At 42.4% G+C, this 23,108-nt stretch carries 17 protein-coding genes and 1 tRNA gene; 13 read left to right on the top strand and 5 right to left on the bottom strand.

Annotation, left to right across the window (positions count from 1 at the left end; genetic code table 11):
• Nucleotides 1-158 precede the first annotated feature (158 nt).
• The 4 genes from AC5YCD_RS02520 to rpmE all read left to right on the top strand — a co-directional run bounded on the left by AC5YCD_RS02520 (nt 159) and on the right by rpmE (nt 4,297).
• Nucleotides 159-2,270, top strand: a complete 2,112-nt coding sequence (locus AC5YCD_RS02520; RefSeq protein WP_496128551.1) for an AmpG family muropeptide MFS transporter — start codon at nt 159-161, stop codon at nt 2,268-2,270.
• An 83-nt stretch (nt 2,271-2,353) separates the two neighbouring features.
• Nucleotides 2,354-2,755 carry a lactoylglutathione lyase gene (gene gloA, locus AC5YCD_RS02515; RefSeq protein WP_496128550.1) on the top strand — a complete coding sequence of 134 codons (402 nt, stop codon included), beginning with the start codon at nt 2,354-2,356 and terminating at the stop codon, nt 2,753-2,755.
• A gap of 142 nt (nt 2,756-2,897) precedes the next feature.
• On the top strand, nt 2,898-3,875 hold the full coding sequence (locus tag AC5YCD_RS02510) for a bile acid:sodium symporter family protein (protein ID WP_496128549.1): 978 nt from the start codon (nt 2,898-2,900) through the stop codon (nt 3,873-3,875).
• 194 nt (nt 3,876-4,069) lie between these two features.
• A complete protein-coding gene (gene rpmE, locus AC5YCD_RS02505; RefSeq protein ID WP_122898431.1) occupies nt 4,070-4,297 on the top strand; it encodes a 50S ribosomal protein L31 in 228 nt (75 codons plus the stop codon).
• Between the two features lie 69 nt (nt 4,298-4,366).
• Here the strand turns inward: rpmE and AC5YCD_RS02500 are convergent, their stop codons facing one another.
• The 3 genes from AC5YCD_RS02500 to epmB are packed head-to-tail and all read right to left on the bottom strand — an operon-like array spanning nt 4,367 to nt 9,195.
• Nucleotides 4,367-6,451 (bottom strand): EAL domain-containing protein, encoded by a 2,085-nt coding sequence (locus AC5YCD_RS02500; RefSeq protein ID WP_496128548.1) that lies wholly within the window; start codon nt 6,449-6,451, stop codon nt 4,367-4,369.
• Entirely contained in the window at nt 6,433-8,169 is a 1,737-nt protein-coding gene (locus AC5YCD_RS02495; RefSeq protein WP_496128774.1) for a cyclic-di-GMP receptor FimW-related protein, read from the bottom strand. Before AC5YCD_RS02495 ends, AC5YCD_RS02500 begins: the two co-directional genes overlap by 19 nt.
• Nucleotides 8,170-8,181: 12 nt before the next feature.
• Nucleotides 8,182-9,195 (bottom strand): EF-P beta-lysylation protein EpmB, encoded by a 1,014-nt coding sequence (gene epmB, locus AC5YCD_RS02490; RefSeq protein ID WP_496128547.1) that lies wholly within the window; start codon nt 9,193-9,195, stop codon nt 8,182-8,184.
• Nucleotides 9,196-9,537: 342 nt separating this feature from the next.
• Between epmB and efp the strand changes: the two genes are divergently transcribed.
• From efp to AC5YCD_RS02450, 8 genes are all read left to right on the top strand, one after another.
• Nucleotides 9,538-10,107, top strand: a complete 570-nt coding sequence (gene efp / locus AC5YCD_RS02485; RefSeq protein WP_122898439.1) for an elongation factor P — start codon at nt 9,538-9,540, stop codon at nt 10,105-10,107.
• A 163-nt stretch (nt 10,108-10,270) separates the two neighbouring features.
• The gene (locus tag AC5YCD_RS02480) at nt 10,271-12,370 is read left to right on the top strand and encodes a carbon starvation CstA family protein (RefSeq protein WP_496128546.1); all 2,100 of its coding nucleotides are present in this window, start codon (nt 10,271-10,273) and stop codon (nt 12,368-12,370) included.
• 20 nt (nt 12,371-12,390) lie between these two features.
• Nucleotides 12,391-12,693 carry a YbdD/YjiX family protein gene (locus AC5YCD_RS02475; RefSeq protein ID WP_496128545.1) on the top strand — a complete coding sequence of 101 codons (303 nt, stop codon included), beginning with the start codon at nt 12,391-12,393 and terminating at the stop codon, nt 12,691-12,693.
• Nucleotides 12,694-12,825: 132 nt separating this feature from the next.
• Nucleotides 12,826-13,758 (top strand): AAA family ATPase, encoded by a 933-nt coding sequence (locus AC5YCD_RS02470; protein WP_496128773.1) that lies wholly within the window; start codon nt 12,826-12,828, stop codon nt 13,756-13,758.
• Nucleotides 13,758-14,663: a DUF58 domain-containing protein gene (locus AC5YCD_RS02465; protein WP_496128544.1), complete on the top strand. Its 906-nt coding sequence runs from the start codon at nt 13,758-13,760 to the stop codon at nt 14,661-14,663. The genes AC5YCD_RS02470 and AC5YCD_RS02465 overlap by 1 nt, the downstream gene beginning before the upstream one ends.
• 3 nt (nt 14,664-14,666) lie before the next feature.
• Nucleotides 14,667-16,625, top strand: coding sequence for a transglutaminase TgpA family protein (locus tag AC5YCD_RS02460; protein WP_496128543.1), 1,959 nt, complete (start codon nt 14,667-14,669; stop codon nt 16,623-16,625).
• Between the two features lie 32 nt (nt 16,626-16,657).
• Nucleotides 16,658-16,734: transfer RNA gene (locus tag AC5YCD_RS02455), tRNA-Val, on the top strand.
• Between the two features lie 312 nt (nt 16,735-17,046).
• The gene (locus AC5YCD_RS02450) at nt 17,047-19,284 is read left to right on the top strand and encodes an NADP-dependent isocitrate dehydrogenase (RefSeq protein ID WP_496128542.1); all 2,238 of its coding nucleotides are present in this window, start codon (nt 17,047-17,049) and stop codon (nt 19,282-19,284) included.
• 138 nt (nt 19,285-19,422) lie between these two features.
• On the opposite strand, the gene AC5YCD_RS02445 is transcribed toward AC5YCD_RS02450, so the two are convergent.
• Together AC5YCD_RS02445 and AC5YCD_RS02440 are read right to left on the bottom strand one after the other, a co-directional pair.
• Nucleotides 19,423-20,922 (bottom strand): gamma-aminobutyraldehyde dehydrogenase, encoded by a 1,500-nt coding sequence (locus tag AC5YCD_RS02445; protein ID WP_496128541.1) that lies wholly within the window; start codon nt 20,920-20,922, stop codon nt 19,423-19,425.
• 30 nt (nt 20,923-20,952) lie between these two features.
• Entirely contained in the window at nt 20,953-22,509 is a 1,557-nt protein-coding gene (locus tag AC5YCD_RS02440; protein WP_496128540.1) for an APC family permease, read from the bottom strand.
• Between the two features lie 214 nt (nt 22,510-22,723).
• On the opposite strand from AC5YCD_RS02440, the gene AC5YCD_RS02435 reads away from it, so the two are divergent.
• Nucleotides 22,724-23,108, top strand: a 385-nt coding sequence (locus tag AC5YCD_RS02435) for a transposase family protein (RefSeq protein WP_496128539.1), incomplete at its 3' end; no start/stop codon positions are given.

Genomic DNA, 23,108 nt, shown 5'->3' with positions numbered 1-23,108 from the left:
ATGGAGTGAAGCCTTAAGGTATATGGGTTAGCCCTATAAATTCAAGCGAAACTCGCTCTGTTCAGTGAAAATATTCACACTGTCTCCGTAAATCTAGTTGAAACAGGCTGCATTAAGCGTTTGAATAGCGCTATTCGTTTTACAGAAAATAATAAGCAATGACCACACAATCGACTGGATGGAAATCGGCGTTTACGGCGTTTTTAGATCGACGCGCGCTGATCATGCTGTTCTTGGGCTTTTCTGCAGGTATTCCTATCCTGCTGATCTTTTCAAGTCTATCGCTTTGGCTAGGTGAAGCTGGTATTAGTAAAAGTGCGGTGACCTTTTTTAGTTGGGCAGCGTTGGGCTACTCCTTTAAATTCGTCTGGGCACCGCTCATTGATGAATTGCCACTGCCGTATTTAACCAAAGCTTTAGGTCGGCGCCGTGCTTGGTTGTTGGTTGCGCAAATCTTAATTATTTGTGCCATCGCCATTATGGCATGGTCAGATCCAGCCTTAGGGCAAAGTCAAGTCTATCAAATGGCGATTGGCGCTGTGTTACTTGGCTTTTCTGCCGCCACTCAAGATATCGTGATTGATGCCTATCGTATTGAACTGGCTGAAACCCAAATGCAAACCGTGTTGGCTTCGACCTATAACGCAGGTTATCGCATTGGCATGATTGTGGCAGGGGCAGGTGCCTTGTTTTTGGCCGCATCACTGGGTACGGCAAAAGGTAATTATATTTATGATGCTTGGAAAATCACTTACCTTGCTATGGCAGGGGTGATGTTTGTGGGCATTATCACCACCTTATGTATTCGTGAACCCGCAGTTGTGCGTGTAGCAAAAAATTATCAACGCAGCGATTATTATCGTTTAGTGCTGGTCTTTTTTGTGGCTGTAACGAGCTTTGTCTTAACGTATATCTATTCAGGTGATCTGGTGGCAACGCTCAAACATCAATTTGAGCTGACAGACGCTTTGGTTTTATTTGGCTTAGAAAGTCTACGCTTTTTAACGGCGACTGCTGTGGCTTTGTTAGTGGGTTCAAGCCTAGTGAAATTTGGCGCGGTCAATCGTGACATGGCCTATGCCACTTGGGTCAATCCAATTGCCGATTTCTTTAAACGTTATGGTGTAAAACTCGCGTTAGTCTTGTTGTTGCTGATTGGTTTTTACCGTATTTCCGACATTATTGCCGGGGTAATTTCCAATGTATTCTATCAAGACCTGAACTTTAGCAAAGAACAAATTGCCGAAGCAGTAAAAATTTACGGGGTGATTTTTAGCCTTGTGGGTGGTTTCTTAGGTGGCTTGTTGGCACAGCGCTTTAACATCATGAAGCTGATGTTTGTGGGGGCGATTTTAGCCTCATCCACAAACCTGATTTTTATTGGCTTGGTCAAATCAGGCGACAAGTTTGATGATGTAGTGGTTAATGTTGGTACACAGCAATACGTCGCAGCAGTCGATGAAGTGGGTTATTTTCAGGTTGCCGTGCCGAATGAGGTGCTGGTACAAAGCAATCAGGTCACAGTACAAGCTGGGCTTAATCAACAGCAACAGCAGGTCAGTGTGGCATGGCCCTATTTAAATGCAGCCAATCATGCACAAATTCAATTGTTGCCTATTCAAGTCACGCCAGATGCCAGCCAAAGCATTGTGGTACAAGGACAATTGTTTGGGGTTGATCCGCAACTGCTTAATACTGAGCAACCGGTGATTTTGAGCTTAAACGGCATAGATTACCCAGCAAAAATAGATGAAAATGGTGTGTTTAGCAGTGCAATTCCGGCGCTAGCACTCTTGCAAAGTCCTGTTAAAACAGTCACTGCACGTGCCAATCTCGTACAAGGTCAAGGTATTGTAACCCAGGCCAACTATCAAATTCGCCCAGCACAAGCTCTAGATATTGATCTTGAGCCGTTGCCTTTGGTCGGTAGTGCTGAGCAGGTGAACCTGACAGGTAAAGTGATTAAACCTTATAGCGACGCATGGCTGTATTTTGCCATTATTGTTGATAACTTGGCATCAGGGCTCGCAGGCGCGGCGTTTATTGCTTTTTTATCGAGTTTAACCAGTGTGTCATTTACTGCGGTGCAATATGCAATTTTTAGCTCACTGATGACCTTAACCCCTAAAATTTTAGGCGGCTATTCTGGCACCATTGTGACCAATATTGGGTATCCAAACTTCTTTTTAATGACCACCTTAATTGGCATTCCCATTTTATTGTTGGTGGTTTGGGTGGCACGCTTATTGCGTCAGCATCAACAAAACTAAGCGCTGCTGGTGGTAGTTCAAATTGAAATTTTGCCTTGAACTGCCTATAGTACTCAGCAAATAAACCAAAAGGATATAACATCATGCGCATGCTACATACCATGTTACGTGTAGGCAACTTAGAACGCTCATTGGCGTTTTACACTGAGGTGCTTGGTATGACTTTACTTCGTAAACGTGATTATGAAGAAGGTCGTTTTACCTTAGCTTTTGTGGGTTATGGCGATGAAGAAAATCATACTGTACTAGAACTTACTCATAACTGGGATACCGATAGCTATCAGCTGGGCAATGCCTATGGTCATATCGCCATTGCGGTAGAGGATGCGTATCAAGCCTGTGCAGAGATTAAAGCGCGTGGCGGTAATGTGGTGCGTGAAGCTGGCCCAATGAAAGGCGGCGTGACGGTGATTGCTTTTGTTGAAGATCCAGATGGTTACAAAATTGAATTGATTCAACAAGATTCTAACGCACGCAATAACTAAGCTGAGTTTAAACCTAGATGAAATAGATTCAGCTCACAGCTGAAAATATGTCATCTGTTTAAAGAAAAAGCAGGTGCTCGACCTCTGTTAAGATGGTCGGGCATTTTTATATCAAAGAATAATACTTGAGGGGTAGGGATACATGCTTAAATTGTTGGCGTTAGATCGTTTTACGCTGTTACTGTTTGTGATGGTGTTACTTGCGAGTTTTTTGCCTGTTTCAGGGCAGGCAGCAGAAGTTTTTGGCTATTTAACAACAGTTGCGATTGCCATCTTATTTTTTTTGCATGGTGCCAAGTTATCCCGTGAAGCAGTACGCGATGGTATTTTGCATTGGAAATTACATGGCTTAGTATTTTTATTCACCTTTGCTTTATTTCCGATTTTAGGCTTAGCGGCCAAACCGCTGTTATTGCCGCTACTTGGACAAGAGTTATATTGGGGTTTTTTATTCCTGTGCTTTTTACCATCTACTGTACAATCCTCCATTGCTTTTACTTCGGTGGCCAATGGCAATGTGGCAGGTGCGGTTTGTAGTGCCTCATTTTCTAATTTAATTGGTATGTTTATTAGCCCAATTTTAGTCAGCGTATTTATTTTAGGACAAAGTCAGCATAATTTTGACCCAACCCAGTCGATTCTACAAATTACCTTATTGCTATTGGTGCCGTTTATTTTGGGGCAAATCCTACGTCCTTGGGTGTTTCCTTATATGCAAAAAATGCCCAAAATCGTTAAAGTCTTTGATCAAGGCTCAATTTTAATGGTGGTCTATGGGGCATTTAGTAGCGCCGTGGTGGCAGGGTTATGGCAACAGGTGAGCCTAACCACCTTATTGCTGTTAATTTTAGTCTGTTCGGTGTTGCTCACGATTGTTATGCTATTGGCTTTATTGATTCCCAAATGGCTGGGCTTTAGTACTGCCGATCAACGCACCATTTTCTTTTGTGGCTCTAAAAAAACCTTAGCCAGTGGCGTACCCATGGCACAGATTTTATTCATTGGCCAACCACTGGGTATGATTGTGTTACCGATTATGCTGTTCCATCAAATTCAATTGATGGTCTGTGGAATGATTGCCAATTATTGGGCCAAGCACTCAGCAGAGCTTCAAGAATAAATTCGCTTTTCGCTGTTTGATCACGTATAATACGCGCAGCTTGTTGTGCTTAGCTCTGACGGTATCCGTCTCGGTGGGCCAAAAGAATGGTCTGTTATGGTGTTGATCTGCTAAGACATTAGCGATTCCTCATGTTTGAGAGTGATCAATTGCGATGACAGCAAAACCTTCTTAACTTTATGGAGTAATCGACCATGCGCGCCGATATTCACCCAAAATATGAAAACATCGTTGCAACTTGTTCATGTGGTAACGTAATCGAAACTCGTTCTGCTCTTGGTAAAGAAACGATTTACCTTGACGTATGTTCAGCTTGCCACCCGTTCTACACTGGTAAACAAAAGAACGTGGACACTGGCGGTCGTATCGACAAGTTCAAACAACGTTTTGCTGGTATGTCACGTTCTATCAAACGTGGTTAATCCAAAGCGAAAAAAAACGAGCCATTGGCTCGTTTTTTTTATGCAAAAAATTGGGTATTACCCACTTAATTAGTCATCAAGGGCAATTAAATGATCCAATTTCTTTTGGAAATAATCGCCTTGAATAAAGCGCGCATCTAAATTCCAAGAGTTGGCAAATAGCGTCATATCATCTAAACCACGCAGGATAATATCAACGGCTTTGATTTGGGAAAGTTCTTGCAAACGTTGCTGTAATTCTAGAGTTTGTTTGTCATTATGCAGGGCTAAAGTTAAGTCGTCATGCAGGGTCACCGCATGAAAGTCAATTTGTTTCAAAATCGATTCGCTATACATTGAGTAGCCAAAATCCCGCGCACTGATGGCTGCACCATGTTCATGCAACTGAGCAATTTGTCTTTGTGCTTCAGCAAAGTGGTTACTTAAATCTTGCTCAGAGAATTGTAACCATAAGGGATACTGTTCTTGGCTGCCGACAATACTTAAAAGCTTAGTGACCAAATCCGCTAAAGTGGCATCTTCAAGTAAGATGTGTTTGTTTAAGTTAACAATCAATTTGGCTTTTGGATATTGGGTAATAAAGTTATGTAATTGTTTACACGCTTCAACCAAAATCCAACGATCCACTTGAATCGAAAGTTCAGGTACTTCATCTAGATCGTTTAAGTTATCCAAACTCACCCAACGGTTTTGGTAAATAAAACCGCTGGTGACTTCATAAATGTATAACTCGCTATCGTGCTTATCATAAAGCTGTTGATATTTAAGATGGATTTGTCCTTGCTGTAGATCTTGCTGTAGGGTTTCAATTAAGCTCAGTTGCTCATGTTCAGCAGGCTGCTCTAAATTAAGTTCTAGCGCATCTGGACGTGAATTATGGGGTAAGGCTTGGGTAAAGGCATCACTCATAATTTGCTGTAAATGTGCTTGATCTTCAAACTCACGTTCAATGGTTCTATAACCAATGTTGAAATGAAGAGGATAGCTTTGTTGACCCACGGCCAATAACTGGGGTTTGAGTAAACTGGTTAAACCAATCAGTTTAGATTCGAGCTTTGCTTTGCTGTCGGCCTGAAATACACCCACATACACCATCGGCTCAATTTCAAAAACCGGTGCATGGGTTTGCTCTTTCAAAAAAACCTTCATACTGGCAAAGTAGTCTTTGGGCGTATGCCAAGCATAATGTAAGGCATCACTTGGGAAAGAGGCTAAAGAAAATAAAACCAAAGCATTAAAGCTAGCTGGCTGTTGCTGTAAACAGCGATTGATCTGTTGATAGGTGAGCGTGACTTTAGCCGCAGGAGCGGCTTCAGTTTTTGGTGTTAAACTGCTGAGGGCAAAAATATGTTCGCCTTGATCAATACTTAATTGCAACGTATCTTCATGATCAGTAGCCAATAAAAATTCTAAGTTTAAGGCAGCAGCACTGGCAATAGCAGGATTATTACTTTGTAAGTTAAAGCGACCTAAATCTAATTGTCCTTGGCTGATTTTTTTAAACCGCGATTTAAACTCATTGACATCTTGTGGCTGGAGCACATCGAGTAAGGGTAAGCCAATCAAATCATCCAGATCTTGAAAGCCAAACAAGGTTAAATACTCAGCATTGGCATGAATATGAATCCCTTCTTGAATCAGTGCCACAGGGCGGTTGCTTTCTTCAACTAAAGCTTGAGCTTGAGTATGTGCAGTTTCTAGCTCATTTAATAATTGTGTTTGCTGTTGTTGCAGGCGGCTAAAGGCCAGTGCACGCACCAAGCTTAAATAAAAGTGCTCTGGTTCAGCAAGGCTAACCACATCATAGACGCCTTTGTGCAGATAGCTGCTGTATTGATGTGTTTGATAGTGATCTGGACGTAAAAATAAAACAGGCAAATGTTGTTGGCTAGAGGCATGAATTAAACTTAAAGCTTGCTCCAATTTGAGATCATAAGCACGACCAAAAATTACCAAATCCCAGGGTTGTTGCAGCTGTTTTTCAAAGCTTTTTAAATCGTCTAGCAGTAAACCATGCATGTGATGGTCGTGGTTGTTTAGTAAATCAAAAATTTGGTTAAAGCCGATTTGGTTATCATCAATAATTAGAAGCCGAGTCTGCGTCTGCTTTAACTTTTTTGACAAGAGTAGATTTCTCATTTTAATGCTTCCCATAAATCATGATTGCTGACCTCGTATTGCTGTTTATGAATAAAATTCTCAATGATGGCGTGTTGGGCTTCATCAAGCAGTTCATATTCAAATTGCATAAAGCTCTGCGTGATCAACAAAGCTTTTACGAGATACACCTTAATCTCGGTATTCCCCAAGCGTAAAAAGATGGTTTGTTTTTCTCTAAAAATGGGTAAGCCTGGTAAAATCAAACTGTTTTTGACTAAATCCAGTTCGATATTTTGCATCAATAATGCAAAGTGATAATTGTTAACGGTGTTTTCGTTACGGATATGGACAGCGCAGGGATACATATGCTGCGCCAAGATTTCAATCCCCAGTTCCAAGGTTTTTTCCGTAGCCTGTTTAATCCAGCGGATGGTGGCACAGCGCCATTGGCTATGCGTGTTTTCTTGGACTAAAATCAACTCACCGGTTTTTAAGTTTTTAGGCGTTTCACCTGTCCAACGAATGCGGTAGCCATTTAAACTAATATTGACCACTTCTGCTGAATAAATTTGGCGTGCTTCACGATCAACAAATTTAGGTTCTTGTTGAGGTGGAGTGCTCGAACCCCCAAGTAAACTGGTGCTATTTTGCAGCTTATAAGCATTGTTGAGCTCTAAAGTATCAAAAAAAGCTTTGCCCTTGGAGAGATAAAAATGCGCTACAGCCAAACTAAAACAAATTTTAAGCGGGGCCGAGTAATCATACCGCTCAGAACGACGCCCAGTTTGGTTGCTTAATAAATTATGAATATGAAAATGTAGTGCTGGGGTCAGGAGCGACTTTTCATTGCTAGACAAATATTCGCTTTGCTTACGCTGTAAATCACTAAAATGTTCTAAGAGCTTTTGTGTGGCAATAAAAATATTGGGATTTAAGCTTTTGGCGTGGTTATTGTTATACATGGGTGGATGATCTTGACTGGTATCCACTGCATAACGTGATAACGTGGTTTCTTTAGGCAGTACTTGCACTAAACGCGCCCAATCGACACTACATAAATACAGGGCCTGAATTTCGGTTGGCCGAATTTGATGCGTGTTGAAAACCTCAAGCAGTATTAAACGCGCATAGGCCTGCGCCACAGTGGTGAGCTTATGCTCTGTACCTTGAATGTGGTTAATGTTGGTTTGATCAAAGTTATGCTCAATCGCCCACGTCAGTAATTGATGGGCAATCAGCCATTGTCCAGGTAAAGCTTCGCTATACAACATATGTTGCTGATAAAACAGCGCGCTAATTTGTTGTAAGGCATAATAGGTTGCCATAATGCGAACCGTGGCTAAATTACGCTTTTTGCGAAAAGCGAATAACGAAAACTGTTGATGTTGTAATTGTTGATGACTACGTTTGGCAATATCAATATAAATCTTACTGAAATAGCAACGCATCAAGGTTGCCAATTCAATAATATGATTATTTCGGTCACTTGAAATTAAACCTTGATTTAAAAAGTGTTTCTCTAAGCTAATTAACACATTTTCTAAGGTTGGATGCAGCGCTTGAATTAAATCAAAGCGTAAGGCTTCAGAGCATTCAAGCTCTGAGATTTCGAGTAAGGCATTAAATAAGGTTTTAGATGAATCACCCAATTGCAAAATGGATAAGGTCGACACCCAATCTTGGACACCTTGAATACTATGATGGCAAAAACTCAGCTTTTCTAATTTAGGTTGGGTTGGGGTGTGAAACAAATCTGAAGTTTGCATGGTCATCATGATCATAACTCAAAAATTCGTGGTGCCAAAAAGCGGAGTCTTATTATTTTCACCCGCAATTTCTCGAACAAGTTTAGGAACCAAATAACCCGGTAGGTTCGCTAAAACATCCTTGTAAATCAGCTCAGTTTGGTCTGGATTTAAATCGAAATGCTGTGCGCCTTTGACTTTGTCTAAGACATGTAAATAGTACGGCATCACGCCAGCATCAAATAAACGATAACTTAAATCGCTTAAAGTTTGTGCTGAATCATTCACACCTTTGAGCAGTACTGCTTGATTTAAAACAGTCATTTTATGCTCGACAAGTTGGGCAAGTTTGTGACAAGTAAAATCGTCTAATTCAGCAGCATGATTTGAGTGTACCACTACAATTATGCGTAGCCTACTGTTTTTTAAGATAGAAATGAGTTCATCATCAATACGATTTGGAATCACAATTGGAACGCGTGAATGAATACGTAAAAACTTCAGTTGTGGAATGCTACAGAGCCGTTCAATCCATTCGCCTAATTTACGATTAGATAAGGTCAGTGGGTCGCCGCCACTAAAAATCACCTCATTGATCTCAGGTTGGCTTTCAATATATTGCTTAATATTGTCCCAATCTTGGTTTTTAGGTAGGTTTTCTTGATAAGGGAAATGACGACGGAAACAATAACGACAATGCACCGCGCAAGCCCCAGTTAAGGTGAGCAAAAAACGGCTTTTATATTTGTGTAGTACGCCTGGTTGTTGATTGGCTTGTTCTTCACCTAAAGGGTCGGTGACAAAATCAGGATGCTCTTCAAGTTCTAAATGATGCGGCAGAACTTGCAATAACAGCGGATCGAATGGGTTGCCGACTTGCATTTTAGCGACAAAGGCACGCGGTACACGTAGTTTAAAGGTCTCTGCGGCCAAATGTGCGCCTGCCCATAAATCCTGAGGAAGTTGAAGCAGATCCAGTAATTCAGCAGGGTCAGTAATTAAATCACTGAGTTGAGATTGCCAGTTTTGCTCTTGATATAAATAGTTTATCATGCCAAATGTTTAAAATAATGCTCGGGAAGATGGGAGTGAGGAGCGTAATGCTGCTTAAATTCTAAGCGAATATTACGTTCTAAAGAAACCAGAGCGGCTAAAAAACGCTGCACTTTTTTAGTCTGTCGCTAAAGTATGCGATAATTCTACCGATAAGCGGGGAAGGGATAAACTAAAGTTTTGTTCTGTCCGTGCGTAAGATAAGCAGTCATGGCATAAAAAGGCGCAAATTTTCTGTTGATTGAAATTAATCCACAGTAGAATGAGTCCCTCGTGCCAAGTGCGATGTAAATTGCTGTTAGCATTTATAGATTTAATTATTTAGTTTGGAGTGAGCCAGTCATGGCCTATTATTCTACCAATGATTTCAAGTCAGGCCTTAAGGTTATGCTTGATGGTAACCCATGTTCAATCATGGAAAACGAATACGTAAAACCAGGTAAAGGCCAAGCGTTTAACCGTGTTAAGTTACGTAACTTAAAATCAGGCAAAGTGTTAGAAAAAACCTTTAAATCGGGTGATTCTTTAGAAGCTGCTGACATCCAAGAAGTAGAAATGAACTACTTGTATAACGATGGCGAAATGTGGAACTTCATGGACCCAGTATCATTTGAACAAATCGCTGCAGACAAAGTTGCAATGGGCGATGCGGCAAAATGGTTAAAAGACGACTCGAACGAACTTTGCACAATTATGCTTTGGAACGGTGTTCCATTGTCAGTGAGCGCGCCAAACTTCGTGGTATTAAAAATCGTTGAAACTGATCCAGGCGTACGTGGTGATACTTCTGGCGGTGGCGGTAAACCTGCTAAATTAGAAACTGGCGCTGTGGTACGTGTACCATTATTCGTTCAGCAAGAAGAAAGCGTTCGTGTAGACACACGTACTGGTGACTACCTAGAACGTGCATAATGGTTTAAAAATAGACTATTATCGAAAGGGGTGATGCAAATCACCCCTTTTTTAATGCCAAAGTATAAGAGGAAAACAACAACAACGAGCGTAGAGTCGCTTTAAACAGCAGACCTCGAAGAAATATAAGCTGATTGACAAGCAATGTAATATGAGGGATTAAATGGAAACTTTACAGACGAAGTCGAGCATGACTTCGAAAATGATTTGGCTGCTGGTGGCAATTGTCGGCGCAGTCTCCTTTGGGATCTTGGCTTTAAGCCGCGGTGAACACGTCAATGCCGTTTGGCTGGTATTGGCTGCAGCCTGTGTCTACAGCATCGCTTATCGCTTTTATAGTTTATTTATTGCCAATAAAGTCTTTGAACTCAACGCACGGCGTTTAACCCCTGCGCATCGTTTAAATGATGGTCTAGATTATGTCCCGACCAATAAAGGGGTGTTATTTGGACATCATTTTGCGGCTATTGCTGGGGCGGGTCCTTTAGTTGGGCCTATTCTTGCGGCACAGATGGGTTATCTACCGGGCACCATTTGGCTGCTTGTGGGTGTGGTGTTGGCCGGTGCAGTCCAAGACTTTTTGGTTTTATTTATCTCGACACGCCGTGACGGTCGATCTTTAGGTGAAATGGCCAAACAAGAACTGGGTACCTTTGCTGGTATTGTGGTGATGCTGGGTGCACTTGGGGTCATGATTATTATCTTGGCGGTATTGGCATTGGTTGTCGTGAAAGCACTGACCAATAGCCCGTGGGGCGTGTTTAGTATTGCAGCTACCATTCCAATTGCCATTTTTATGGGGATTTATATGCGTTTTATCCGTCCGGGTAAAATCGCAGAAGTCTCGATTATTGGTTTTGTATTGATGATGCTGGGCATCATTTATGGTGAAAATATTGCCCAACATCCATACTGGGGACCATTATTTACTTTAACCGGTACTGAACTGACTTGGGCACTGATTATTTATGGTTTTATTGCCTCCGTATTACCTGTGTGGTTATTGCTGGCGCCGCGTGATTATCTGTCTACCTTCTTAAAAATTGGGGTGATTGCAGGTTTAGCCATTGGTATTGTGTTTGCAATGCCTGAAATGAAAATGCCTGCATTTACCCAGTTTGTCGATGGTACTGGGCCAGTCTTTGCTGGTTCAATGTTCCCATTCTTATTTATTACCATTGCCTGTGGTGCGATTTCAGGTTTCCATGCTTTGGTTTCTTCAGGTACAACCCCAAAACTGGTCAATAACGAACGCGATATTCGTATGATTGGTTATGGTGGTATGTTGATGGAGTCATTTGTTGCCATCATGGCCTTAATCTGTGCCACGATTTTAGATCCAGGAATTTATTTTGCGATTAACTCACCGGCAGCTTTATTGGGTACAACGGTTGAGTCGGCCTCAGAAGCGGTACGTAATTTAGGTTTTGTGGTGACACCCGAAGCACTGACACTGCTTGCGCAAGAAGTGGGTGAAAGCACAATCTTATCACGTACGGGTGGTGCACCAACCTTCGCGATTGGTATGGCACATATCATCACTGAAATCTTTAACAGCCGTGAAATGATGGCATTTTGGTATCACTTCGCGATTTTATTTGAAGCTTTATTTATTTTAACCGCGGTTGATGCGGGTACGCGTGCGTGTCGTTTTATGGTGCAAGATACGGTAGGAATTGTGGTTCCTGCGGTAAAAAATTCATCAAGTTTTTTGGGTAACTTAATTGGGACTGCGGTGGCGGTATCTGGTTGGGGCTTCTTTGTTTATCAAGGTGTGGTTGATCCTTTAGGGGGCATTAACAGCTTATGGCCACTGTTTGGTATTGGTAACCAAATTTTGGCAGCCATGGCCTTAATTTTAGGTACGGTCATCTTATTTAAAATGAAAAAACAAAAGTATGTGTGGGTCACGATTGTGCCAACAATCTTCTTGTTTATTACTTCAATGACCGCAGGATGGCAAAAGATTTTCCATGAAAATCCTAAAATTGGCTTCTTGGCGCAAGCAGAGCGTTTTAATACAGCCATTGCCAATAATGAAATTTTAGCGCCAGCAAAAAATGTAGCAGAAATGCATACAGTCGCTTTATCTAATCAAATTAACGCGGGTCTTTGTGCCTTCTTTATGATTGTGGCATTTGTGATGTTATTTGCTGCTGTTGGTGTGGTCCGCCGTGCGCTGGCCAATCCACATCCAAGCGTGAATGAAGCCGAAGCGATTTATCGTGATCCTGAAGAGATTAAGCCGCAGGCGCATCACTAAGGTTGATGAGGGAATAGAAAATGAATCTAAAATTTGCCAAAAGCGGCAAAACGGTAATTTACAAAATCATTAAAATGACCGTGATGTCGCAAAAGGATTTAATTTTAAATCCAAAAAACTGGTCGCGTATAGCGACGCTTTGGCAGCGTTTACAGCAGAGTTTTCGTTTAATGGTGGGCGTACCAGATTATGAAAATTATGTAAAACATATGCAGCAGCACCATCCAGATTTAACACCTATGGATGCGAAAACTTTTTACCGCCACTGTGTGGATTCTCGTTATCCATCGGCAGGGGGCGGTATGAAAAAATGTCCTTGTTAATCTAATAAGAAAGCGTCTTTCGGGGCGCTTTTTTATTGGCTTAAATCTTATTCACGATTAATTTCTTTAGAAAAGCTGCAAAACACGCTATGTTAATTAAACACAATTTTTAATTGGGGATAAAAATCAGTGATTTGGGGCACAAAAGAAACAACGAATAAGCAGCTTACAACAAAACTACAGCAACAAAAAATCGCTGATTTTTTGCAGCAGCTCAATCACATGATTTTAGATAAATCAAAACAAACCCAATTGGCTCTCACCTGCCTATTGGCAGGTGGGCATTTGCTATTTGAAGACCTACCGGGGCTGGGTAAAACCACACTTGCCAGTAGCTTGGCTCATCTAACAGGCTTAGATTTTCAAAGGATTCAATTTACCAATGACATGCTGGCCAGTGATGTTATTGGCATTAATATGTTTAACCAAAAGACCCAGCAGTTTGAGTTTAAGCAAGGTCCAGTTTTTAGCCAAATTTTATTGGCCGATGAAATTAACCGTTGCAGCCCCAAAACCCAAAGTGCTTTGCTTGAAGCCATGGAGGAAGGCTATGTCAGTGTGGATGGCGTGCGTTATGCCTTACCGCAACCATTTTGGGTAGTAGCAACTCAAAATCCATTGTTTCAAAGTGGCACTTATGCCTTGCCCGAATCGCAGCTTGATCGGTTTTTAATGCGTTTATCTTTAGGGTATCCATCGCGTCAGGCCGAAAGCTTGCTGTTACAGCAAAGTAGCCGTCAAGCCCTAATATCCCAGTTACAAGCTGTATTTAATCCTGAAGAGATTCTAGCGCTCAAAGCCCAAGTTGATCAGGTTTATTTAAGCCCCGCTATTCTTGATTATCTACTCGATTTAGCGAGCATCACGCGTAAAAATCGCCATGGTTTATCCACGCGTGGCCTGTTAGCACTCAAAAAAGCAGCCCAAGCTTATGCTTTAATTTCTCAACGTGATTTTGTCAGTGCAGATGATGTACAAGCGGTGTTTAGCGCTGTGGTGGCACATCGCTTAAATATGACAGAAGTGCAAGCTGAAGCATTGTTACAGCAAGTGAAGGTCAGTTAATGCGCGCGCGTTGGCAACGCTGGGTAGAAAAACGTTTTTTATGGCAAGGGCATAAATTACTTAGACAACAAGACGTGTTGGTATTTGTATATCGACCGGGCTATATTTACTTGGCTTTAATTGTCATTAGCTTTATCGCAGGCGTTAATTACGCCAATAATTTGATTTTGGCCTTTTGTTTTTTAATCAGCAGTTTATTGTGTATCAGTTTTTATTTGGCGTATCGTCAGCTTAAAGGTTTGGAAATTACTTTAGATTATGACGAAGTGGGACAAGTTGGTCAGCCTGTAGAATTGATTGTCACTTTAAGTCAAACACACATTAGGGCGCGTTATTTAAAAGTCAGTGTTGGTCTGGAGCAGCAGTATGTGCATATGCAGCAGCGCTCTCAGCAAGTACGCTTTTATTTTCAACCCATTCAGCGCGGTGCCTTTTACTATCCTGATTTAAGTTTAATGTCAGTCTACCCACTGGGTTTAGTCCGTGCATGGACGCATGTCCATTTAAAACAACAACTGATTACTTGGGTGGCGCCGCAAGCTCGGATGCAGACTTTAGAGCAACAGCAGCGTGTTTTAGAGCAAGGTATGGATGAGTTTTATCAGCTGAAAAACTACCAACTGGGCGATCTTCTAAGTCAGGTGGCATGGAAACAGTTGGCGCGTGGACAGGGCATGTATATCAAACAATTTAGCCCGCATGCCAAGCAGCAACAGGTCGTCATTGATTATGCTGAGCTTACAGTCACAGAACATGAACATAAGTTGCAAGTGATGATGGGCTTGGTGGAGCAATGTGAGCGGCTGCAGCATGCCTATGTGCTGAAATTACCCCATCAGCAGCTCTGTTTGGGGCAAGGCGAAAGCCAACTACAACAGGCCAAACGCTTACTGGCGGAGGCTTAAACTATGATGCCCAATTCAATTCGTCAAAGTATTGTGGTTACGCTGATTTTATTGCTGTGCGCGCAAGCCTTATTTTTACCTCAACTTTTAGTGCTGCTGCTCATTGCGGTATTAATTTTATTTCTCATCAGTAGTAAAAAAGCCTATATTTTACCCAAGCTACTTAATTTACTGGTGATTATACTTGCGCTTGGCGTGATTTATGCAGCGCAAGGTACATTTTTAGGAGTGGAGGCGGGCGTTGCCATTTTAACCAGTTTTCTATTTGCCAAAGTTTTAGAAAGCCAAAGCAAACGCGATTGGATTGTGGTATTTAATTTTGCTTTATTTGTCAGTGCCAGCAGCTTTTTATATAGTGCCAGTGTCTGGATGACAGCCATGGTGTTACTGAGTTTATTAAGTTGCCTTGTAGGTTTATATCGGTTACACCAGCTTAATTTTCAGACTCAAGCGACCACATGGCTGCAAGACAGCCAACAGATGGGTAAGCTGCTGTTATATGCAGCGCCATTTTTTTTGATTTTGTTTCTATTTTTTCCACGCTTACCACCACTTTGGCAGATGCCCATTGCCAGTTCACAAGCCACAACAGGGCTGAGTGATGAAATGGCACCAGGCGATATTGCTAATTTATCACAATCGAGTGCCTTGGCTTTTCGTATTGTGGGCAATATGACAAAGCTTCCGCCACAACAGGATTTATATTGGCGTGCTATGGTACTCGACCAATATGATGGGCAAACTTGGTCAGCGGATCCGAGTAATCACCACGCACTGTTTAAGCCACGCAATCAAGCTTATTCAGGGCTACGTTATCAATATCTAGCAGCTGATCCCCAGTCAAAATGGGTTACGGCTTTGGAATATTCGCAGCCTTTACAACGCGGCTATTATGTACAGCAAGATGGCGCAATTCGTGTCGCTAGACAGCATCATCGGCAAATGCTAGAGCTAGTCTGGTTGGGTAAACAGCAGTTACAGCCTATCAATCCGGCTGTACTGCAACGTAATCAACAGTATTTAAGCCACTATGACCCCCAAGCCCAACGTTTAGCTCAGCAACTTTATCAGCAAAGTCAGGCTGATCCGAATCGCTATGTACAGCAGATCTTGGCATGGTATAAAGCCCAAGGCTTTCAATATAGCCTAAGCCCCGGCCGCTTACAGGGCCATCACATTGATGATTTTTTATTTGATCAAAAAATTGGTTTTTGTGAACATTATGCATCTAGCTTTGTCATGCTAATGCGCTATGTGGGGATTCCAGCACGGGTGGTGATTGGTTATCAAGGTGGGCAAGCTGCACCAGATGGGCAAAGTTGGGAAGTAAGGCAATTGGATGCGCATGCATGGAGTGAAGTTTGGCTGGATGGACGCTGGCAACGTATTGACCCAACCGCAGCAATTGCCCCTGAACGTATTCAACAAGGGATTCAAAATAGCCTATGGCAGCAACAATCTGCGTTAAAGCAGCAACAACTGGCATGGACGAGCCGCTTACATATTTGGAGCGATTTTGTTAGTTATCAATGGCAAAACAAGGTGGTGGGCTATGATCAAAGCAAACAAATCAAGTGGTGGGGCAGTCTAGGTTTATCTACACCTTTACGTCTAATGATATTTGCTGGGCTGAGTATTATGGCAATGCTAGCCAGTGCATGGTTGGCACGTCACCTATATGTCTATTACAGCCAATCTGGCTATGAACGGCAACTGTTGGCCTTTGAACATCGCTTACAGGCTCAATTTAAAAAGGGCAGCGTTGAAAGCCATGCTGCATGGTTAGAACGTTTAAGTCTGAATGTTGCAGAGGATTTAGCGGGATTTTTAACCACATTGGCGATCTATGACCGGCAATACCGTTATGCAAACAGGAAAAGCATGCCTCCACCGCCCCAATTGAAATTAATGCTTAAAAAATGCTCGCTTGAACTTAAAAAAAAGCATAAACCCTTGTCTTAGCTCAATTGTTTCGATTAATATGCTCATACCTTAGGTGTATAGCTCAGTTGGTTAGAGCGCTACGTTGACATCGTAGAGGTCAGCAGTTCGAGTCTGCTTATACCTACCAAGATTTTAAGAAACCACGCAATCGCGTGGTTTTTTTATGGCTTGAAAAAATCAGCGCAACGAAATTTAGCCAAGTTGATTAATTGTTGCATATTTTTTGTACATATTTAGGCAAATCTCGCCTAGAATAGGGGCGGTATAAAATTGCCAAAAATATGTATAAATTTTCAGCGAAATCGCAATCTAAAAGGATATTTCGTTGACTGAAAAGCCGTGAAGACCGATACTCTCAGGGTTTTATTTAAGCAAACCGGTTCGTAGGGGCTGTGCCACAAGCTTGGCCCTTAAAAACACAATCCAAAAGGGGATATATATGGCTGGTGGAAAGTCAAAAATCATTTACACATTAACTGATGAAGCACCATTATTAGCAACTTACTCGCTATTGCCTATCATCGAGACTTTTACTAAGCCTGCTGGCGTTGAGATTGTTAAAAAAGACATCTCTGTTGCAGCTCGTGTACTTGCAGAATTTTCAGAATTTTTAACTGAAGAGCAAAAGGTTAACGACAACCTTGCTGAACTTGGTCGTTTGACTCAAGATCCAAGCACAAACATCATCAAGCTACCGAACATCAGTGCTTCTGTTGCACAGTTAACAGCATGTATCAAAGAGCTTCAATCTAAAGGTTTTGCGATTCCTAACTATCCAGAAAACCCAACGACTGAAGAAGAAAAAGCACTTAAAGCACGCTTTGGCAAATGCTTAGGTTCAGCAGTAAACCCTGTATTACGTGAAGGTAACTCTGACCGTCGTGCGCCTACAGCGGTGAAAAACTACGCGAAGAAAAACCCGCATTCTATGGGTGAGTGGAAACAGTGGTCACAAACTCACGTTTCTCACATGCAAGAAGGCGACTTCTACCATGGCGAAAAGTCAATGACTTTAGACCGTGCGCGTAATGTGAAAATGGAGCTTATCACGAACGCAGGTGAGACGATCGTTCTTAAGCCAAAAGTTGCATTACAAGACGGCGAAATCATCGATTCTATGTTCATGAGCAAGAAAGCGCTTTGCGATTTCTATGAAAAAGAATTAGCGGATTGTAAAGAAGCGGGTATCTTGTTCTCTTTACACGTAAAAGCAACCATGATGAAAGTTTCACACCCGATCGTATTTGGTCACTGTGTGAAAATTTACTACAAAGAAGCATTTGAAAAACACGGTAAGTTATTCGAAGAGCTTGGTGTAAACGTAAACAACGGTATGGCCGGTCTTTATGAAAAGATCGAAACACTACCAACGTCACTACGTGAAGAAATCATTGCTGACTTACATGCATGTCAAGAACACCGTCCTGCGCTTGCAATGGTAGATTCTGCTAAAGGCATCACTAACTTCCATTCTCCAAACGACGTGATTGTAGATGCTTCTATGCCTGCAATGATCCGTTCTGGCGGTAAAATGTGGGGTGCTGACGGCAAGCCTTACGACTGTAAAGCAGTGATGCCTGAATCAACTTTCGCACGTATCTACCAAGAAATGATCAATTTCTGTAAGTGGAACGGCAACTTTGATCCAAAAACCATGGGTACTGTACCTAACGTTGGTTTGATGGCACAAAAAGCGGAAGAATACGGTTCACACGACAAGACGTTTGAAGTTCCAGCATCAGGTGTTGCAAACATCACTGATCTTGAAACTGGTGAAGTATTAATGTCTCAAAACGTGGAAGAAGGCGATATCTGGCGTATGTGTCAGGTGAAAGACGCACCGATCCGCGATTGGGTAAAACTTGCTGTAACACGTGCACGTAACTCTGGCATGCCAGCGATTTTCTGGTTAGACCCGTACCGTCCACACGAAAACGAAGTGATCAAAAAAGTTGAGAAATACTTAAAAGATCACGATATAGATGGTTTAGACATTCAAATCATGTCTCAAGTACGTGCAATGCGCTTCACACTTGAGCGTGTTGCTCGCGGTCTAGACACGATTTCTGTAACAGGTAACATCTTACGTGACTACCTGACAGACTTGTTCCCAATTATGGAACTAGGTACGTCTGCAAAAATGTTGTCGATCGTGCCTTTAATGGCAGGTGGCGGTATGTACGAAACAGGTGCGGGTGGTTCTGCGCCGAAACACGTACAACAGTTAGTCGAAGAAAACCACTTACGTTGGGATTCTTTAGGTGAGTTCTTGGCGCTTGCGGTTTCTCTAGAAGAGATGGGCATCAAAGAAGACAACGCGAAAGCAAAACTTCTAGCTCAAACTTTAGATGCTGCAACTGGTAAATTGTTAGACAACGACAAGTCTCCATCACGTCGTACTGGCGAACTTGACAACCGTGGCAGCCACTTCTACCTAGCGAAATTCTGGGCTGAAGAGTTAGCATCTCAAGACCAAGATGCTGAGCTTAAAGCACAATTTGCTCCACTTGCACAAACGCTTGCTGCAAATGAAGAAAAGATTGTTGCTGAGCTTGCACAAGTGCAAGGTCAATCTGTAGATATCGGTGGTTACTACGCGATTGATACAGCTAAAGTTAATGCAGTGATGCGTCCAAGCGCAACATTAAATGCTGCTTTAGAAACAATTCAAGCGTAAGTTTAAGTTGAATAAAAAGCCGGTGCATTGCACCGGCTTTTTTTATGCTGCGTAGCCTGAGTGAGCGCTAGCTTGTGCTGCCCAAGTACCTAATAATACTTGCCACAGACTCAACAGATAATCTTGCATAGCTGCTCCTTAGTGTTTAACCATGACATGACGGATCACGGTGTAATCTTCTAAAGCATAGATCGACATATCGTTGCCATAGCCTGAGTGTTTCATGCCGCCATGTGGCATTTCACTGGTCAACATAAAGTGGGTGTTCACCCAAGTACAGCCATACTGTAAACGCGCGGCTAAACGATGAGCACGGCCAATATCAGACGTCCACACTGATGAGGCTAAGCCGTATTTAGAGTCATTGGCAAAGGCGAGGGCCTGCGTTTCATCTTCAAATTCAGTCACGCTGACCACTGGGCCAAAGACTTCATTTTGTACGATTTCGTCATCTTGACGTGCACCAGCAAGTACAGTTGGTTCAAAGAAGAAGCCGGCACGCTTAGCACGTTGACCACCTGTAATCACTTGAATATGCGGTTGTTGCTTGGCACGCTCAACAAAACCTATCACGCGTTCTAAATGACGAGCGGTGATCACAGGACCGAGTTCTGTATTTGGATCATCTTGTTCGCCATATTGAATGGTGCTCACCGCTTGACCGAGTTTTTCGACAAATTTGGCATAAATCTCTTTTTGAGCGTAGATACGGCAAGCTGCAGTACAGTCTTGACCGGCATTATAGAAACCAAATGTACGAATACCATCGACTACTTCGTCAATATCGGCATCACTAAAAATGAGTACCGGTGCTTTACCGCCTAATTCCATATGCATTTTTTTCACAGAATCTGCAGTGTTGACAATAATACGGCTACCTGTTGCCACAGAACCGGTTAAAGACACCATCGCAATTTTTGGATGCGTCACCAATGGCTCACCTACATTCGCACCGCTACCAAACAATACGTTCACAACACCAGCTGGGAAAATTTCATTTAAAAATTCAGCTAAACGTAGTGCTGTTAATGGCGTTTCTTCAGACGGTTTAAGCACCACAGTGTTACCTGCGGCAAGTGCAGGGGCAAGTTTCCATGCCACCATCATCAATGGATAGTTCCAAGGGGCAATCGAGGCAATCACCCCGAGTGGATCACGACGAATCATGGAGGTATGACCTTCTAAATATTCACCTGCAGCTGAACCTTGTAAGCAACGACTGGCACCTGCAAAGAAGCGAAATACATCAGCCACTGCAGGAATTTCGTCATTCAAGACTGCGCTATACGGTTTACCACAGTTTTTTGACTCTAAACGAGCAAATTCTTCAGCATTGGCTTCCAACACATCAGCCACTTTGAGTAAACATGCGGCACGGTCTTTGGGTGAGGTATGTGACCAAGTTTCAAATGCGTTACTCGCAGCATCAATGGCGCTGTTGATTTGCTCAAGGCTGGCTTCTGCAATCGTGAATAATGTCGTGCCAAGTGCTGGATTAACCACGGCTAAATGACGACCTTGACCTTCAAGCAATTGACCATTGATCAAGAGTTTATGTGATAGGTTTTCTGGTTGATAGGTCACAGTGTGTTCATGATGTTGTTCAAGTTCAAATACAGTATTGAGTTCAGTTTGCATATTATTATTTCCTTTAAGTTTTATGATTATTTAGATTGAAGAGTTAGATTCTTTGGCCAAGATCACAGCTTCTGCGTCTGGCGTTTTGTTTTCGGGTTGTTTTGGTTTAGAGAAGGTCCATGCATCGCCAAATGGGCTGTTGCCTTTGTCATATGGTTTGGCAAGCAGCATGTAAAGAAAACCCAAACCCAGTACCACTGCGGTGGTTAAAAACATTGAATAATTGATATACCAAGCTGCCTCAGGACTACGGGGCCATACCATATTAATGATGGCACTCACACCGTAAATTAAGGCTGCAATATTGACCACTAAGCCCCATTTACCTAAGTTAAATTGACCATTTGGACGCCAGCCTTTCGCGCGTGCAATGAGTGCCGCCACCACAATCAGTTGGAAAGTGATATAAATCCCAATCGCAGCAAAGGCAACAATTGTGGCCACTGCATCGGTCATCAGTAGACCTAAGCAGACAATGGCAGCAGGAATCACACCAGTCACAATTAATGCAAAGGACGGCACATGATTTTCAGATAAACGCTGCAGTAGGCGGCTCCCCACAATCATATCGTCACGGGCATAGGCAAATAACAAGCGACTTGCTGCGGCTTGTAAGCTTAAAACACATGAAATAAAGGACACCAGTACAATCGCCATTACCAGTTTGGCACCCACAGGACCAAAGGCATTGGTTAAAATCAGCGATACAGGATCAGTAATTTGACCTGAAAGTACTTTTTGCATATCTGGAATGGCAAGGATGAGCGCCAGACAGGCAAACATGGCTGCAGAACCACCAATATAAATGGTCATACGCATGGCTTTGGGAATACGTTTACCTGGATTTGGGGTTTCTTCAGCCACGTCACCACAGGCTTCGAAGCCATAGTATTGAAATAAACCTGCAAGAGAGGCGGCTAAAAATGCAGGTAGGTATGAACCATTGATACTGATGTCAAAGCTATTAAACAGAACACTAAACGGTTGATGACGCTCAAAAATCAGTAAGTACGCAGCAATGGCAATGGCACCAATCAGTTCACATAAAAAGCCAAACATGGCCACACGTGCCAATAACTTGGTACCGACTAAGTTGAGTAAAGTTGAAAATAAAATTAAACCTAATGCGATATAGATAAAGGCATTGGAACTGACTTCATAACCCAGCATGAGTGCCAAATAAGGGCCTGCACCTACGGATACACCCGCAATTGTAGCGCACAGTGCCCATGCATAGACCCAGCCGGTCATCCATGCCCAACGTTTGCCCACTAAACGGCGTGCCCACGGATATGCACCGCCTGAAATGGGGAATTGCGAAACAATTTCGCCAAAGATTAAGCACACCAACAGTTGCCCAAGCCCAATCAACAGATAAGACCAAAACATGGGTGGGCCACCGGCCACAATACATAGTGCAAACAGGGTATAGACACCCACCACAGGCGACAAATAAGTAAAGCCTAAGGAAAAATTTTCCCATAAACTCATGCTACGTTTAAAGTCTGATGTATAGCCGAGTGCGCGCAGTTGTTCGGCATCGGCATCTAAAGTGTCATGGGGTTGATTATCAGAGGGTTGCTGCATAGGGTCATCCTCATATGATTATGGTTTGAGGATCTAAGCTTGAATGTGTTTAGATCCGAGTGTGCTTATGCTTCTGCAGCGGTTAATCCCATCTCTTGTTCATAATGAGGATCAAATTGTGATAACCATTGCACCATTGGGGCGTGATAACGGCTAAAACCTTTATAATCAATAGACCTCTTGCGAAAGTAAAAATCACCTCCATATAAATTTCATGAGATATCAGAAATTAAACCGTTTTTCAGATTCTGAATTCAAACGCTTAGTTGGCGTACCTCGACAAGTTTTTACTGAGATGTTAGAGGTTCTAGAAAAAGCAGAATCACTCAAAAAGAAATCAGGTCGACCTCATACTTTAGATATAGAGGATCAGTTGTTATTAACTCTCAATTACTTACGCAACTATAGTACTCAACTGGAATTAGCGGCAAATTACCATATCGCTGAAAGTAATGTGAATCGAACCATTAAGAAGGTTGAAGATGCATTGATGAAATCAAGACGTTTTACCCTGCCAAAACGAAGCATAACCACAGCAGAAGAACACTTTAACTGGGTCATTATTGATGCGACAGAATGTTCAATCGAACGCCCGAAAA

The organism is Acinetobacter sp. CY05, assembly GCF_059515805.1.
This window is presented reverse-complemented; position numbering and strand designations above follow the sequence as displayed.